14 protein-coding genes are annotated in these 14,624 nt (G+C 75.1%); 5 read left to right on the forward strand and 9 right to left on the reverse strand.

All coding sequences use genetic code 11. The annotated features are described in order from the left end of the window. Nucleotides 1-141: 141 nt before the first annotated feature. Nucleotides 142-939, reverse strand: a complete 798-nt coding sequence (locus AC5WS8_RS26590; protein WP_496105989.1) for an N-formylglutamate amidohydrolase — start codon at nt 937-939, stop codon at nt 142-144. 64 nt (nt 940-1,003) lie between these two features. Continuing rightward, a complete protein-coding gene (locus tag AC5WS8_RS26595; protein WP_496105990.1) occupies nt 1,004-1,870 on the reverse strand; it encodes a fructosamine kinase family protein in 867 nt (288 codons plus the stop codon). A 188-nt stretch (nt 1,871-2,058) separates the two neighbouring features. On the opposite strand from AC5WS8_RS26595, the gene AC5WS8_RS26600 reads away from it, so the two are divergent. Beyond that, nucleotides 2,059-2,964, forward strand: a complete 906-nt coding sequence (locus AC5WS8_RS26600) for a polysaccharide pyruvyl transferase family protein (protein WP_496106034.1) — start codon at nt 2,059-2,061, stop codon at nt 2,962-2,964. Between the two features lie 34 nt (nt 2,965-2,998). Here the strand turns inward: AC5WS8_RS26600 and AC5WS8_RS26605 are convergent, their stop codons facing one another. Beyond that, complete coding sequence (locus AC5WS8_RS26605) at nt 2,999-4,009, reverse strand: Ppx/GppA family phosphatase (protein ID WP_496105991.1); 1,011 nt, start codon at nt 4,007-4,009, stop codon at nt 2,999-3,001. A gap of 233 nt (nt 4,010-4,242) precedes the next feature. Between AC5WS8_RS26605 and AC5WS8_RS26610 the strand changes: the two genes are divergently transcribed. The 3 genes from AC5WS8_RS26610 (at nt 4,243) to AC5WS8_RS26620 (ending at nt 6,462) form a co-directional block, all read left to right on the forward strand. Further along, nucleotides 4,243-4,416, forward strand: a complete 174-nt coding sequence (locus AC5WS8_RS26610; RefSeq protein WP_496105992.1) for a hypothetical protein — start codon at nt 4,243-4,245, stop codon at nt 4,414-4,416. A 145-nt stretch (nt 4,417-4,561) separates the two neighbouring features. Next, complete coding sequence (locus tag AC5WS8_RS26615) at nt 4,562-5,464, forward strand: glycosyltransferase family 2 protein (RefSeq protein ID WP_496105993.1); 903 nt, start codon at nt 4,562-4,564, stop codon at nt 5,462-5,464. A gap of 26 nt (nt 5,465-5,490) precedes the next feature. Beyond that, nucleotides 5,491-6,462: a glycosyltransferase family 2 protein gene (locus AC5WS8_RS26620; RefSeq protein ID WP_496105994.1), complete on the forward strand. Its 972-nt coding sequence runs from the start codon at nt 5,491-5,493 to the stop codon at nt 6,460-6,462. A gap of 63 nt (nt 6,463-6,525) precedes the next feature. On the opposite strand, the gene AC5WS8_RS26625 is transcribed toward AC5WS8_RS26620, so the two are convergent. The 3 genes from AC5WS8_RS26625 to AC5WS8_RS26635 all read right to left on the reverse strand — a co-directional run bounded on the left by AC5WS8_RS26625 (nt 6,526) and on the right by AC5WS8_RS26635 (nt 9,358). Then, nucleotides 6,526-6,720, reverse strand: a complete 195-nt coding sequence (locus AC5WS8_RS26625; protein ID WP_496105995.1) for a DUF2795 domain-containing protein — start codon at nt 6,718-6,720, stop codon at nt 6,526-6,528. A gap of 136 nt (nt 6,721-6,856) precedes the next feature. Further along, the gene (locus AC5WS8_RS26630; protein ID WP_496105996.1) at nt 6,857-7,879 is read right to left on the reverse strand and encodes a cytochrome d ubiquinol oxidase subunit II; all 1,023 of its coding nucleotides are present in this window, start codon (nt 7,877-7,879) and stop codon (nt 6,857-6,859) included. Between the two features lie 66 nt (nt 7,880-7,945). Beyond that, a complete protein-coding gene (locus tag AC5WS8_RS26635) occupies nt 7,946-9,358 on the reverse strand; it encodes a cytochrome ubiquinol oxidase subunit I (RefSeq protein WP_496105997.1) in 1,413 nt (470 codons plus the stop codon). A 441-nt stretch (nt 9,359-9,799) separates the two neighbouring features. On the opposite strand from AC5WS8_RS26635, the gene AC5WS8_RS26640 reads away from it, so the two are divergent. Beyond that, a complete protein-coding gene (locus AC5WS8_RS26640; protein WP_496105998.1) occupies nt 9,800-11,188 on the forward strand; it encodes an MFS transporter in 1,389 nt (462 codons plus the stop codon). Between the two features lie 289 nt (nt 11,189-11,477). Here AC5WS8_RS26640 and AC5WS8_RS26645 read toward each other — a convergent pair whose 3' ends face one another. Genes AC5WS8_RS26645 through AC5WS8_RS26655 form a run of 3 tightly spaced genes read right to left on the reverse strand, consistent with a single transcriptional unit; the run spans nt 11,478 to nt 14,574 of the window. Continuing rightward, nucleotides 11,478-12,542 (reverse strand): glycosyltransferase family 9 protein, encoded by a 1,065-nt coding sequence (locus AC5WS8_RS26645; protein ID WP_496105999.1) that lies wholly within the window; start codon nt 12,540-12,542, stop codon nt 11,478-11,480. Further along, nucleotides 12,539-13,933 carry a D-glycero-beta-D-manno-heptose 1-phosphate adenylyltransferase gene (gene rfaE2, locus AC5WS8_RS26650; protein ID WP_496106000.1) on the reverse strand — a complete coding sequence of 465 codons (1,395 nt, stop codon included), beginning with the start codon at nt 13,931-13,933 and terminating at the stop codon, nt 12,539-12,541. The genes AC5WS8_RS26645 and rfaE2 overlap by 4 nt, the downstream gene beginning before the upstream one ends. Next, on the reverse strand, nt 13,930-14,574 hold the full coding sequence (locus AC5WS8_RS26655) for a D-sedoheptulose-7-phosphate isomerase (RefSeq protein ID WP_496106001.1): 645 nt from the start codon (nt 14,572-14,574) through the stop codon (nt 13,930-13,932). The genes rfaE2 and AC5WS8_RS26655 overlap by 4 nt, the downstream gene beginning before the upstream one ends. Nucleotides 14,575-14,624 lie beyond the last annotated feature (50 nt).

Raw genomic sequence — 14,624 nt, forward strand, 5'->3', positions numbered from 1 at the left:
GCGCGGGCGATAACAGAAAGTGGCGCGGCCACGGCGGAGCCGGCGCGCACCGGTGGATCCCACCGTCTCGACCCGCGCCGCCGGCTGAAGTGGATCGTGGGCAGGCTCCCGCTGCTGCCGCGACCAGCGGTGAGGCGGCCGTCAGGACACCGCGTCCACCAGGGCCGCCAGCGCGGAGGCGAGGCGGGGAAGACCGGGGCCCGCGCCACCGCCCGGCTCGGTCATGTAGGTGTCCCGGCGGATCTCCACCATCAGGGCGGTGACCCGGGGCAGCCTCCCGTGGAACTCCAGCGGGACGTAGCTCCCGGAGAACGGGCTGTCGACCCCCGTTCCGCCGAACCCCGCGAACGCCTCGCGCGCCAGGGCGAGCAGGTCCGGGGGCGTGTGGAAGGAGTCCGTGCCCAGGCAGACCGGCGGCCGGGGGCCGTCGCCGTGCAACTCGTAGGGGAGACGGGCGGTCGGATACGAGTGGATGTCGAGGACGACGGCCCGCCCGGTGGCGGCCAGCCGGTCCGCGACCGCCGTCGCCATCGCCCGCGTGTACGGGTGGAAGTACCGCCGCAGCAGCGGTCCGGGGTCGGTGCCGGCCGCGCGCAGAGCCTCACGGTGCGTGGTGCGGGTGTAGACGGCGCCCATCCCCACGGCGAGCATCTCCTCCCGCTCGTCGGGGAACCGCTCGGGGTCGACCACCAGCCGGGACAGCCGGTTGACGAACCGCCAGGGGGCGACGGCGGCCGCCTTCGCCGCGAGAGCGGCCAGTTCGCCGGTGTGCGCGTCCGTGATGTGATCCAGTTCCCGGGTCAGGGCCGTGTCGTCGAGCAGGATGCCCTCACGCACGTCGGCCGGAATCTCCCGGGCGCCGTGCGGGACATGGAGGATCACCGGCGAGTCGTCGGCGCCGGGCAACAGGTCGAACGAGGCGTCGGTGGCGCGGGACACGGCGGCTCCCGGGGTTGCGGTGACCAGGCGACCGTACCCGACCGGGGCACAGGGGCGCGGTGGGTCAGGCCGCCAGGGCCGCGCGGGCCGCCGCCAGCGCCTGTCCCGCGTAGCCGCCGCCGAACAGCACCGTGTGGACCAGCAGCGGGAAGAGCTGGTGCAGCGCGACCCGGTCCTTCCAGCCGTCCGCGAGCGGAGCCGCCTCCCGGTAGCCGGCCAGCACCCGGTCCAGGTGCGGGCAGCCGAACAGGTGCAGCATGGCGAGGTCGGTCTCCCGGTGCCCCCCGTGCGCGGCCGGATCGATCAGCCAGGCGTGGCCGTCGGCGCCCCACAGCACGTTGCCGTTCCACAGGTCGCCGTGCAGCCGGGCGGGCGGCTCCGCAGGACCGGCCAGTTCCGGCAGTCGCGCGCAGACGCGTTCGAACACGGCCGACTCGGCGGACCGCACCGTGCCGTCGTCGACCGCTCGGCGCACATAGGGCAGCACCCGGTGCTCGGCGTACCAGCTCGGCCAGTCCGCACCGGGGACGTTGCGCAGGGGCGCCAGGCCGATGTACGCGTCCTCGGGACCGCCGGGCGGCGGGGCACCGAACGCGGGAGCACCGGATGCGTGCAGGGCCGCCAGGTCGCGTCCGAAGCGCACCGCTGCCCCGGCACTCGGCCGCCCGGGCGGCACCCGGTCGGTCACCAGCCAGTGGTCGTCGTGACCGTGCACGGCGGGGACACGCACCGCACCGGCCTCCGCGAGCCAGCGCAGTCCGGCCGCCTCGGCCCGCAGGGAGCCGGGATCGCCGCCGCGCTTGACCATCACCTCCCGGCCACCGTCGAGGACGGCCTCCGTGAGCGCACCGGACGCCCGGCGCACACCGGTCACCGGACGCCCGGTGAACCGGGCCGCCGCGGCCGCCGGTCCCTGATCGGCTTCGGTCATGACGGGCACCTCGTCGGCGGGCCTCCGGGAACTCCCCGGCCCGCGCCCTGCGGGCTCCGAGGGCCCGGACGATGACGCAGCCGCGGGGCCCGCCGGCTCGGTGGCCGTGAACCCCCGACGGGATGAGTGAGCGCGTGACAGGGGGGCACTCGTGAGGCGTTGTGTGTGCGAGGAATCTGAGGACGTTGCTGACCGGATGGTTCAGCTTCCTGGACGGCGAGGCCACCGCGGGAGACGTGCTGGCCCTGCGTCGGGTCGAGGATGTGCTGCATCACCAGGGGATACCCTACGACGTGGCCTGGAGTCCCGGCTTCCGGCCGTCGGCGCTGCACCTGGACGACGTACGTCCCGCCGCCTATTCGCATCTGATCTTCATCTGCGGGCCGCTGCACGGGCCGGGGATCGAGGAACTGCACCGGCGGTTCGCGCACTGTGTGCGGATCGCGGTCGGGACCTCGGTTCTGGACGCCGACGACCCGGCCGTCACCGGATTCCACCGGGTCCTGCCGCGGGACGCGCCCGCGATGGGGCCGGTGCCCGACCTGTCCACCCACGCCCCCAGCGAGACGACCACGCCCGTCGTCGGGGTGATCCTCACCCACGGGCAGCAGGAGTACGGGGAGAGGCGCCGGCACGACGAGGCCGCCGAGACGGTCACCCGGTGGCTGGCCGGCAAGGACTGCGCGCGCGTGGAGCTGGAGACCCGGCTCGACACCCACGACTGGCGGCTGTGCGCCACGCCCGGACAGTTCGAGTCCGTGCTGTCCCGGATGGACCTGGTGGTCACCGACCGGCTGCACGGGCTGGTGCTCGCGCTGCGCGGCGGAGTGCCGGTCCTGGCGGTGGACCCCGTCGAGGGAGGCGCCAAGCTGACCGCCCAGGCCGAGGCCTGTGGCTGGCCCGCGCTGGTCCCCGTCGACCGACTCACCACCCGGCGGCTGGACCACTGGTGGCAGTGGTGCCTGACCTCCGGTCGGGTCGCGGCCCGGCAGGTGCGCCGTGAGTTCCTGGAGGACCCGGACGACGACAACGCCCCGGCACTCGTGGCAGCCCTGACGGACCGGGCCGGCGAGGCCCCCCGGCGCCCGGGCTGACCGCACACCGCGAGGGCACCTGCCCGTGTCCCGGTCAGGCCGTCGGTTCGGCCACCCGCAGCGGAACGGCGGCACCGGACGACGTCTCCCCGCCACCGTCCAGGGCGACCTTCGCCCACCACTCGAGGCCGTCCTCGATGGACCGCAGCAGCACTCCCTCCCTGACCGCCCAGGGACAGATGGCCACCGTGCTGAAGTTCCCCAGCTTCATGACGGTGTGCCCGACCAAGGCACCGGCCAGGCTCTGACGGGCCCGTGGCGCGGAGATGCCCGGCAGGTCGGCCCGTTCCCCGGCGCGGCGCGAGGCCAGGTCGTCGATGGCCCGTCGCAGATCACCCCGGCGCAACTCGCGGTGCACGAACGGGCCGTGCCGTCCGGGCGGGGCCCCGCACAACCGTGCCAGCTGCTGAAACGTGCGCGAGGTCGCCACCGCCGTGCACGGGCTCTCCCACCGGGCGCGCGTGACCACGTCCCGCAACCGGTGACGCACCGTGCGGCGCAGCGCCTTGATGTCCGCCGGGGTGGGCGGATCGTTCTCGGCGAAGAACTCACGGGTCAGCCGGTTCGCCCCGAGCGGCAGCGACGCGGCGAAGTCCGGCAGGCTGCCCCGGCCCAGCGCGACCTCCAGGGAACCGCCGCCGATGTCGAGCAACGCGAGCGGCCCCGACCGCCAGCCCATCCAGCGCCGAGCCGCGAGGAACGTCAGCTCCGCCTCCGTCTCGCCGGGCAGCGTGCACAGGGCCACACCCGTCTGGCTGCGCACCGCCTCCAGGACCTCCCGGCGGTTGGGTGCGGCGCGCACCACCGCGGTCGCGAACGCCAGGGGCGGACCGGAGCCCCACCGCTCGGCCGTCACGACCGCCTCGGCGACCGACTGGGCCAGTTGCTCCACGGCCGCGTCCGCCATCCGCCCGTCCGCGTCCGTCTGGTCGGACAGCCGCTGCTTCCACTTCGCGGTGTGCACCGGAAGAGGCACTCCGCGCTCCGCGTCCGCGACCATCAGACGGATCGTGTTCGAACCCACGTCAATCACGCTCACCCGCATGGCGGCGAAATACCCCGTTCGGCCAAGGAGATGCCGGGCGGCTCCTCCGGCCGCGCGGCTCGGCTCGTGCGAGCCGGGCGCGCCGCCGTTGCCGCACGCGGTCGGCGGTACGGCCCGGCACCCCTGTGGCACGCGCCCACCGCAGGCCGGAGCATGAAAACGACTCGCCGGGGCACTCGCCCGGCCGCCGCACGCACACGTGCATCGCCATCGGCGGAAGGAAGAACGTGCTGATGACGCCGACGCCGACGTTCTCCCCGCTGCCGACGGCCCGGCCCTTCCGGGGCCGTGCCGCGGTGACCGGAGGCGCCGGGTTCCTCGGCTCCCAGGTGTGCCATCGCCGCCTTACGGACGGGACCCCGGAGGCAGTGGCGCACGCGGCGGCGGACGGGGGAGGGGCGTGGTGAGGGCGCCGGCTCCCTGCCCGGGGCCCGCGGTCCTCCCCGGCGGCGAGCACGGTCCCCGCGCGGACACGGGCGCCCGCCCGGAGCCGTACGGGATCACGGCCCACGCCGTGCTGCGCGGCGTGCACAAGGTCCTCCGGGATGGCGCGTGCGCGTGAAGGACATCGACACGCCACCCGAGCGGCACGCCTCCCGTGTCACCGTCGTCGTGATCACCCGCGACCGCCGCGACAGCGCGCTGCGCACTCTGGACCGGCTGGCCGACCTGCCCGAGCGGCCCCCCGTCATCGTCGTGGACAACGGCTCCACCGACGGAACCGTGGCCGCCGTACGCGACCACCCGCTGGACGCCCGGGTCCTGGCCGCCGGACGCAACACCGGCGCGCTGGGCCGCAATCTCGCGGTGCGGCACGCCACCACGCCCTACGTCGCCTTCAGCGACGACGACTCCTGGTGGGCGCCGGGCGCCCTGGACACCGCCGCGGACGTCCTGGACGCCCACCCGCGGCTCGGCCTGCTGGCCGCCCGCACCCTGGTCGGCCCGGACGCCGCCGAGGACCCGCTGAACTCCGTCCTCGCGCACTCGCCGCTACCGCCCGACCCCGGTCTGCCGGGCCGCCCGGTGCTCGGCTTCCTCGCCTGCGCGGCGGTGGTCCGCCGCCGGGCCTTCCTCGACGCCGGCGGCTACCACCGGGTGCTCTTCTTCGGCGGCGAGGAGACCCTGCTCGCCTACGACCTCGCCGCCCGCGGCTGGGGCGTCAACTACGTGCCGTCGGTGACGGCCCATCACCACCCGGAATCCGGCGGACGCCCCGGCCGCTCGGCGGTCCAGCGGCGCAACGCCCTGCTCACCGCGTGGCTCCGCCGACCCGTCACGGTGGCCCTCGGCCACACCGCCCGCCTGGCCGCCGCGGCGGCCCGCGGCGAGCGCGACGCCGCGGCGGCGCTGCGCGGCGCGATCGCCCGGCTCCCCGCGGCCCTCCGGGACCGAGAACCGCTGCCCGCACGGGTCGAGCACGCCGTCCGCCTGCTGGAGCGGGCCACCCCATGAGCACCGACGACCGAGGAGGAGCGGACATGCCCCACGACCCCTCCGACGTGAGCGCCACCACACCCCGGACCGGCAGCGGCGCGCCACACGGCGACGACCTCCACCCCGATCCCCGGACCACGGTCGTCGTGATCACCCGCGACCGGCGCCCGGAACTGCTGCGCACCCTGCGGATCCTGCGGGACCTCCCCGAGCGGCCCCAGGTCGTCGTCACCGACAACGGATCCACCGACGGCACCGCGGACGCCGTCACCCGGCACTTCCCCGAGGTCCGGCTGCTGTGCCCCGGCCGCAACCTGGGAGCCGTCGGCCGCAACCTGGCCGTGCGCCACGTACGGACCCCCTATGTGGCCTTCTGCGACGACGACACCTGGTGGGAGCCGGGATCCCTGCGGCGGGCCGCTGACCTCCTGGACGCCCACCCCCGGCTCGCGGCCGTGACGGCCCGTATCGTGGTCGAGCCGTCGGGGGAGGAGGACCCCGTCGTCGCCGAACTGCGCGACTCGCCCCTCTCGGGCCCCGACTGGCTGCCCGGCCCCGCATTGGGGTCGTTCCTCGCCGCCGCGACCGTCATGCGCGTCAGCGCCTTCAGGTCCACGGGCGGCTTCCACCCCGGACTGTGGCTGGGCGGTGAGGAGGAACTCCTCGCCACGGACCTGCTCCGTCAGGATCACTGGCTCTGCCACGCACCGGAACTGACCATCCATCACGCCGCGTCCCCGGCGCGGGACAGCACCGAACGGCGCGTCCTCGGGCTGCGCAACACCCTCTGGTTCACCTGGCTGCGACGCCCCTGGCCGTCCGCGCTGCGCCGCACCTGGTACCTCATGCGCACCGTTCCCCGGGACCACGCGTCCGTGCGGGCGTTCACGCGGGCGGCGGCGGGGCTCCCCTGGGTCCTCAGACAGCGTGATCCGGTGCCCGCCGACCTGGAGGCCCGGCTGGTGGCCCTGGAGGAGGCGAGGCGGACCTCCCCGGCACGCAGGTACGTCGGCTGACCGCGGCCGCACGCACCGCGGCCGGGACCTCTCGGCCCCGGCCGCAGCACCTCGGACGCAGGATCACTCGTTCTCGAACACCGCCTTGCTCACCTCGGCCGGGGTCTGGAACTTCTTCTTCCCGAGGTGATCGATGCGCTCGGTGATCTCCTTGGAGGCACGGTTGTCCCGGGCGACCTTCTTGAGCTGCTCGGTGTCCGCCGGGTACTCCGCGCCGGACAGTGCTTTCTGCAGATCTGTGGGGCTGACACCGGCCATGGCTCCTCCAGGCGGTGAGACGTTGCGGTGGACACGGCGCCGCCAAAAGCGCCGGACCCCCGAGTACCCGGGGCCCGGCGAGGCCATGCGCAGCCCGGTCGCACGATCCCCGTACCGCCACGGCGGGGAGCGGCACTCAGGTGCCGCGCTCACCGTGTCCTTCCGCGGACGCGGGGCGGCGCTGGAACAGCGAGTACAGCCACAGCAGCGACGGGACGAGGAGCAGCGCACCGGCCGCCAGCGCCGCGAGGCTCGCCCCGAGGACGGACGACTGCGAGGCACTGTCACGGACGGTCACCGATGGGGGCAGCATGGCGGGGTACTGGGCGACGCCCCAGCTCCACAGGATCGCGGCGACCGCCGTGGCCGCCGTGACCCGCACCGACGTCAGCCTCGCCCGGACCAGCAGGGCCAGGCTCACCAGGCCGAGCGCGGCCGAGGCCACCAGCAGGGGCAGCGCCCGGTGCGTCAGGCCGTGGAAGAGCTGCGGCGCGTCCGCGTGCAGTACGGCGATCCCGGCCAGCGCCACCGCACCGGTCACCACCCCGGTGGCCAGGGCCCGGCGCCGGAAGTAGACCGCCAGGTCCTCCTCCCCGGTCCGTGCGGCATCCCCGCTCAGATACACGGCGGCCAGAAACGCGCAGGTGAGCACGGCCAGTACGCCGCCCAGCGCGGAGGTGGGATTGAGCCAGCTGGTGACCAGGTCCCCCTTCGCGAGGCCGGGCGGAACGCGCCCCGAGGCCACGGCTCCCGCGACCGAGCCGAGGAAGTAGGGCGTCACCACCGACGACAGCGCGAAGAAGCCGCCGAACAGACGCTGCTGCCACACCTCCGTGCTCACCTTGCGGAACGCGAAGGCGGCACCCCGGGCGATGATCCCGAGAGCCGTCAGGGTCAGCGGGATGTAGAGCGTGGACATCACCGCGGCGAACACCGGCGAGAACCCCGTCCACAGCATGACGACCACGAAGATCAGCCACACGTGGTTGGTCTCCCACACCGGGCCGATGCTGTGCTCGATGAGCCGCCGCGGTGCCCTGCCGCGCTCGCTGCCCCCGGCGAGCAGGTCCCACAGGCCCGCCCCGAAGTCGGCTCCGCCGAAGAGGGCGTAGCACGTCAGGCCGACCCACATGACGGCCAGGGCCGTGTTGGCGAGCATCAGCCTCCCCCCGTCACGGTGGGCCGAGCCGTCGGGGTGGGGCGGACACACGGCAAGGGCGAACGGTCACACAACGGGGTACCCCCGCACGTCGTGCTCCTGGGGAGCGAGCGGAACGGGCCGGTCGCGGGTCAGACGGCGCAGCACGTAGACCGTGGCCACCGTCATCAGGACGTAGACGACGACCACCAGCCACAGCCCGGCCATCAGCCCCGGGGCCACGTTCACGGCGTCGTGGACCCGCAGCAGCCCCCACACGATCCACGGCTGGCGCCCCTCCTCGGTCACGGTCCAGCCGCACTCGAGGGCGACCACCGCCGCCGGCCCGGTGAGGACGCCGAGCGCGAGGAAGGCGCGCAGCGGGCGGCTCTCGCCCTCCAGCCAGGGTGCGCCTCGGCGCCTGCGGCGCAGCCCCAGCACGAGCAGCCACACGCTCACCGCGAGGAGGAATAGGCCGCAGGCGACCATCAGGTCGAAGGCCAGGTGCACACCGGTGACCGGGGGACGCAGATCGGGCGGCACCTGCTCCAGGCCCCTGATCACCGTGTTCGGGCTGTAGCCGACCAGCAGCGACAGCCCGTCGGGGATCCGAAGCCCGTACCGCAGGCCGCGCGGGCCCGCGACACCGGCGATGGTCAGCGGCACGTGGTCGCCGGTGCGGTAGACGCCCTCCATCGCGGCGAGCTTGACCGGCTGGTAGTGGGCGACGAATCGCGCCGCCCAGTCCCCGACGAACAGCTGCACCGGAGTGACGATCGCACCCAGGATCAGCGGAAGGGTGAAGCCCAGCCGGTGGTAGCGGTCCCGGCGGCCCCGCAACAGCGCCACCGCGTACACGCTGGAGGTGAGGAAGGCCGCGACCATCAGGGCCGCGAGGATCATGTGCGTGGTCTGCGGCGGAGCCGCCGGGTTGAACATCGCGGCCCACGGGTCCACGTGCACCACCTTGCCGTCACGCAGCGTGAAGCCACGGGGCTGGTTCATCCAGGCGTTGGCGCACACCACGAAGAACGCCGACGCCACACCCGCGACCACGATCGGCACACCGGTCAGCAGATGGGTGCGGGGCGACAGCCGGTCCCACGCGTACAGGTAGATGCCCAGGAAGATCGCCTCGATGAAGAAGGCGATCCCCTCCATGGCGAAGGGCAGGCCGATGACCTGGCCGTAGGTTCCCATCAGACCCGGCCACAGCAGGCCCAGCTCGAAGCTGAGAATCGTGCCGGACACCGCGCCGACGGCGAAGAGCACTCCCATGGCGCGGGCCCAGCGGCGGGCGAGCAGACGGTACGAGGGGTCCCCGGTCCGCACGCCGCGCCACTCCACGACCAAGGTCAGCAGTGGCAGGCCCACGCCGAGGCAGGCCAGCACGATGTGCCAGGCGAGGGAGAAACCCATCTGGGCGCGGGCCGCGTCGAGGTCCCCTTGGTCGACCACCATGGCGGCCAGTGCTCGCGGCCCCGAGACGACCGGTTGCATCGAACACTTCCTCTCTCGGACCGGGACCGTGCCTCCGCACGGATCAGCTTCGCGGCACGGTCCGGCGTATGTGCCGTGCGACACGCAGAAGGGTCGAAAGGGTGGTCGGGTGTTCACCGCCTGGTCTTCGGGTACTCGCCGGGGAGGACTGAACCTCACGGCGTCGGCCACGGATGCTGTGAGCAAGTGCACAGGAGCGCCAAGTCCCCGACGAGGTCGGGGACTTGGCGTCTGCGCGGCACCCCCTTCCGGGCCCGAGGCGATGACTCGGGGGTCCTGTCTGCCACGATGGTCGACGTCGTTCATCCGGGCCCGCGCCGCGGCTCACCGGTGGTACGGCACCCGCCAGATCCGGTGGAGCGACCGCGCAGCGCAGCCGGTGTACCGAGCTCCCGCCGATGTTCGCCGTGAGTCCCCAGGGACCCCTCCCCGAAGATCACCGTGCCTTCTTCCCCTGTCGCTTCCGCGCCCTCTCCTGCCCCCGTGCCGGCTGCTCCCGCGCCGGACGCCGCCTCCGCCGCTCCGGCGGCCGGGTCGTCCTCGCCCTGGAGATCCCTGAAGTACCGCAGCATGCGCTGGTGGTCTCTGGCGAACTTCGTCTCCAACGCCGGCACCTGGATGCAGCTCACGGTGCAGAACCTGCTGGTCCTGAAGATCACCGGGTCGGCCGCCGCCACCGGTCTGTCGATCTCCGTCCAGGCCGCCCCCGCCCTGCTCGTGAGCCTGGCGGGCGGTGCCGCCGTCGACCGCCTGCCGCGGAAGCTGACCGCCACGGTCAGCCAGGCGCTCCTCGGAGCGGTCGCCTTCGTGACGGCCGTGCTGGTCGCACTGGGCCGGCTCGAGGTGCCCGTGCTGATGGCGCTGGCCGCCGTCACCGGCCTGATCGCCACTGTCGACGGACCCGCGTGCGCCCTGCTGGGCAACGACCTCGTCCGGCCGGAGGACGTCCCCTCCGCCATCGGCGTCGGCTCGCTGGTGCACAGCTCGGGCCGGCTCGCCGGTACCGCGCTCGCCGGTGTCGCGGTCGGGTTCTTCGGCACGGGAGCCGCCTACGCCGCCAACGGGGTCTCCTTCCTGTTCGTCGCCTCGGTCATCCCGTTCCTGCGCCCCGCACCCGGCGCCGTACGGGCCCCCACGGACGCCGGGCCCGCCGCCCCCGCTCGGCGCGGCGGCCGGCCCGCCGCCCCGGACATGACCGTCCGACAGGGTCTGGCGTTCTTCGCGCGCCGTCCGCGGCTGGTCGCCCTCGCGGGCATCACCGGCATCAGCTCGGTCTTCGGGCGCAACTACGGCCTCACCCTGGCCGTCCTGGTCACCGGCCCGCTCGCGGGCGGCGCCGGGGCGTTCGGCACGGTGTCCACCGTCCTGGCCGTCGGCGGCATCATCGGCGCCGTGCTCGGCGCCCGGCTGCGCCGGCCCTCCGTGCGGCACGTCGGCACCCTGGCCGCCGTGGGCGGTCTCCTGCAGGTCCTGGCGGGGCTCTCGCCCACGCTCGTGGTGCTGCTGGTGCTCGTCCTGCCCATGGCCGTGGTGGAGTCCGTCTCCGACACGGCCGGCACGACCGTCTTGCAGACCGATCCTCCCGCCCATCTGCGCGGCCGTGTGCTCGGCGTGTGGAGGACCATCAGCACGGCCTGGAGCCTCGGCGGCCCGCCGGCGCTCGGCCTCCTCATGCAGACGGCAGGGGCCCGCGGCGCCCTGATCGGCGGCGGTGTGATCGTCGCGGGCACGATCGGAGCGGGCTTCGCCCTGCGCCGCCGCGGCACCGCGCCGGCGGTGGTCCTCCGCAGGGAGGACCGCGGAATACCGAACCTGGGCACCGCGGCCTGAGCCGTCCGGGCGGGGTGGGAGACCGCCGGGCCGACATCGCAGCCGCCGTCCGTTCCGGGGGCTGCTCCGGCACCGCCGCTGCTGGGGCCGTTCCGGGGGCTGCGCCGCCGCCCCGTCCGCTCCGAGGACCGCCCTGGCACCGCCGCCGCCCGGGCCTGATGCCCGGACGGACATGAGGCCCGTCCGGCGCGTCGCTCAGGCTGCCGCCGGGAGCGGACGGGGCGGCGGCCGGGGCCGGAACCGGGGACCGGCGGCCTTCCCCTTCCCCGGGGCCACCGCCGCGTCCCCGTCAGCCGCGTGCCGTCAGCCGCGGGCCCCGCGGACCCGTCGTCAGTGCTCCGGATCCCTCACCCCGCACCTCACGGCCCGGCCCCGGCTCCAGCAGACCGTGCACCGCCTCGGTGACCTCGGCGACGGTGATTCTCAGCAGCCGCTCGTCCGGCACCCTTCCGTGCGCGTCCCCCGGCCGCGGAGCGTCGTCGTCCCCCGGGTGCCACAGCACCCGGTGCCGTGCGTCGGCCGGTGGCCCCCACAGCCGAGGAGCGACCGGGCCGAACAGGACCACCGAGGGCGTGCCCAGCGCCGTGGCCAGATGCGCGAGCCCGGTGTCGCCGACCACCACGCAGCGGGCCCCGGCCACCAGAGCGGCCAACCGGTCGAACGGCACGTCCCCGTCGCCGCCCACGACCGCGTCCGGCGGCAGCCCCGCCCGCGCCACCACGTTCCGCGCCAACACGCCCTCCCCGGCGCCCGCGGTCACCACGACGTCGTACCCCGAGCGGCGCACCTCCCGCGCCACGGCCGCGAACCGCTCCGGCGGCCAGCACCGCGCGGCCGCGTCGGCCCCGGGGTGCACCACGACGGCGCCGGGTGCGGGGGAGGGGGGCGCGGGCGCCGGGACCGACAAATCCTCCGGGTCGGCCCGGACCCCGTACCAGGCCAGCAGGCGGCACCACCGTTCCCGCTCGTGTTCGTCCTCCCGCCACACCGGACCCGGGATGCCGGGGGTGTCCGGGTGCGCGTAGGCGAACAGCCGCCGCGGCCCGAGCCGCTGCAGCAGCAGATGGCTCGGCGGGCCGTTGCCGTGCAGATCGACCGCCAGCTCGGGGGCGGGCCCGGTCCAGGCCAGCTCGGCCGGCACCGCCCGGCCGGGGGCCGAGGCGGGCAGCAGCCGGTCCACCAGGCCGGTCGCACGGGCCGCCTGCGTCAGCCGCCCGGGCGCGGCCAGCACGATCTGGTGGCCGGGCAGCTGCCGCCGCAGCGCCCGTAGCGCGGGCACCGCCGTCAGCAGATCGCCGAGCCCCAGCGCCCGCAGCACCAGCACCCGCGGGGGGTGCGCCTCGGCCGCCGTCACGACGGAGGTACCGGGGGCACGGCGGCCCGCGCCGCGCGGCGGGCCAGCAGTGTCGTGGAGCGGCCGTCGAGATAGGGCAGGACGACCGCCTGCCCGCCCCAGGCCCGCAGCGCCTCCGCCTCCGGCAGGTCCTGGACGGAGTAGTCGCCGCCCTTGACCCACACATCCGGCCGCAGCCGCTTCAGCAGCGTCTCCGGGGTGTCCTCGTCGAACACCGCGACGGCGTCCACGCTGCCGAGCGCCTCGAGCACCCGCACCCGGTCCGCCACCGTGTTCAGCGGGCGCCCCGGCCCCTTCAGCCGGGCCACCGAGGAGTCGGAGTTCAGGCAGACGATGAGGCAGTCGCCGATCCGCCGCGCACTCTCCAGCAGGCCCACGTGCCCCGCGTGCAGCAGGTCGAAGCAACCGCCGGTGGCCACCACCGTGCCGCCCCGCGCACGGACGTGCTCGGCGATCGCGACGGCGTCGGTGCGTGGAGCCTGCGCCGCAGGAGGGGGCGAGGCCCGCCACAGCGCCGGGTTCCCGGCCCCGCCCGCCGACACGAACGCGGCGGCCTCCGCGACGCCCCGCTGCAGGGCCTCCTCCGGCAGCGCGCCGTCGGCCAGCGCCGCCGCCGTGGTCGCCGCGAAACAGTCGCCCGCACCGCACGGATCCCCACTGGCCCGGTACGGGGGCGGCACCAGCATCGGCGTGCCGTCGCCCGGCCGGGCCAGCAGGGCCCCGCGGTCCCCGAGGGTCACCGCGACACCGGCCGCCTGCCAGCGCTCGGCGAGCCGGGCGGCCCGGTCGGCGTACGCGCGCAGCGAGTCCCCGTCGCCGGGGCACAGGGCGGACGCCTCCGCCGCGTTCGGGGTGACGAGCCGGGCCCCCGGTACGGGAGTGTCACCCCGGGGGTGGGGGTCCCACACCAGCGGTGTACGCGGCACGACGGCCGCCAGATGCTCCCGCACGGCACCGGCCGTGTGCCGCCCGTAGTCGGCGACGAGGACGGCGTGCGCCTGCGCCAGCGCCTCCCGCACCGCGGCGTCCGGCTCGCCGGGCGTGCCGCCGCCCCGGTCGATCCGCACCAGGGGCCGACCGCTCGCCAGCACCCGCGTCTTCACCGGCAGGCTGCCCATCAGCGGGATCTCCACCAGGTGCACCCGGCCGCGCAGAGCACGGCGTACGGCCTCGCTGGCCGAGTCGTCGCCGAGCGCGGTCACCAGCACCACCTCGCGCCCCCCGCGGGCCGCCAGCGCGGCGGCGAGCCCCGCCCCGCCGGGATGACGCCGGTCCTCGGTGACGTCGACGACCGGGGCGGGAGCGTCCGGCGACAGCCGGGTGGCGACCCCTTCGATGTCCTCGTCGAGCAGCACGTCCCCGACGACCACGAGCGGACCCCGTCCCGTCACGACGCCCTCCCGTGCGCGGCGACCGTACGCGAGGCGGCGGTGTGCGCGGTGGTGGCGCCGAGCGCCGCGTCGAAACTCTCGCAGAGCAGGTGCACGGCCACCAGATGGGCCTCCTGGACGGTCGCCGTGGTGCCGACGTCGATGCGCAGCGCCTCGTCGGCCGCCTCGGCCAGCGGATTGGGGCCCGGCCCGGTGAGCGCCCACACGCGCAGCCCCGCCGCGCGGCCCGTCACGGCGGCGCTGATCAGGTTGGCGCTTCGGCCGGAGGTGGACAGCAGCACGAGCACGTCCCCCGGACGGCCGTGGGCGGCCACCTGCCGGGCGTAGACCTGGTCGAAGCCGTAGTCGTTGCCGATCGCGGTCACGCTGGAGGTCTCCGCGTGCAGCGAGATCGCCGAGTAGGCCGGCCGTTCCTGCCGGTAACGGCCCACCAGTTCGGCGGTCAGATGCTGGGCCTGCGCGGCGCTGCCGCCGTTGCCCGCGGCCAGCAGCCGGCCGCCTGCGGGAAGGACGATCGCGAGCCGGCCGCCCCACTCCGCGATCCGGTGCAGACCGTCCCGGCGCAGGCGGACGAGAGCCTGCTCCAGTGAACGGCAGTGCAGGTGCGCGGCATCGAGTGCAAGTGCAGAGGAATCGGTCATGCTGATCGGGCGTACCGCGTCACGGGGACGTCGGCCGGACCCGCACCTCC

Source organism: Streptomyces sp. PTL18 (assembly GCF_059510295.1).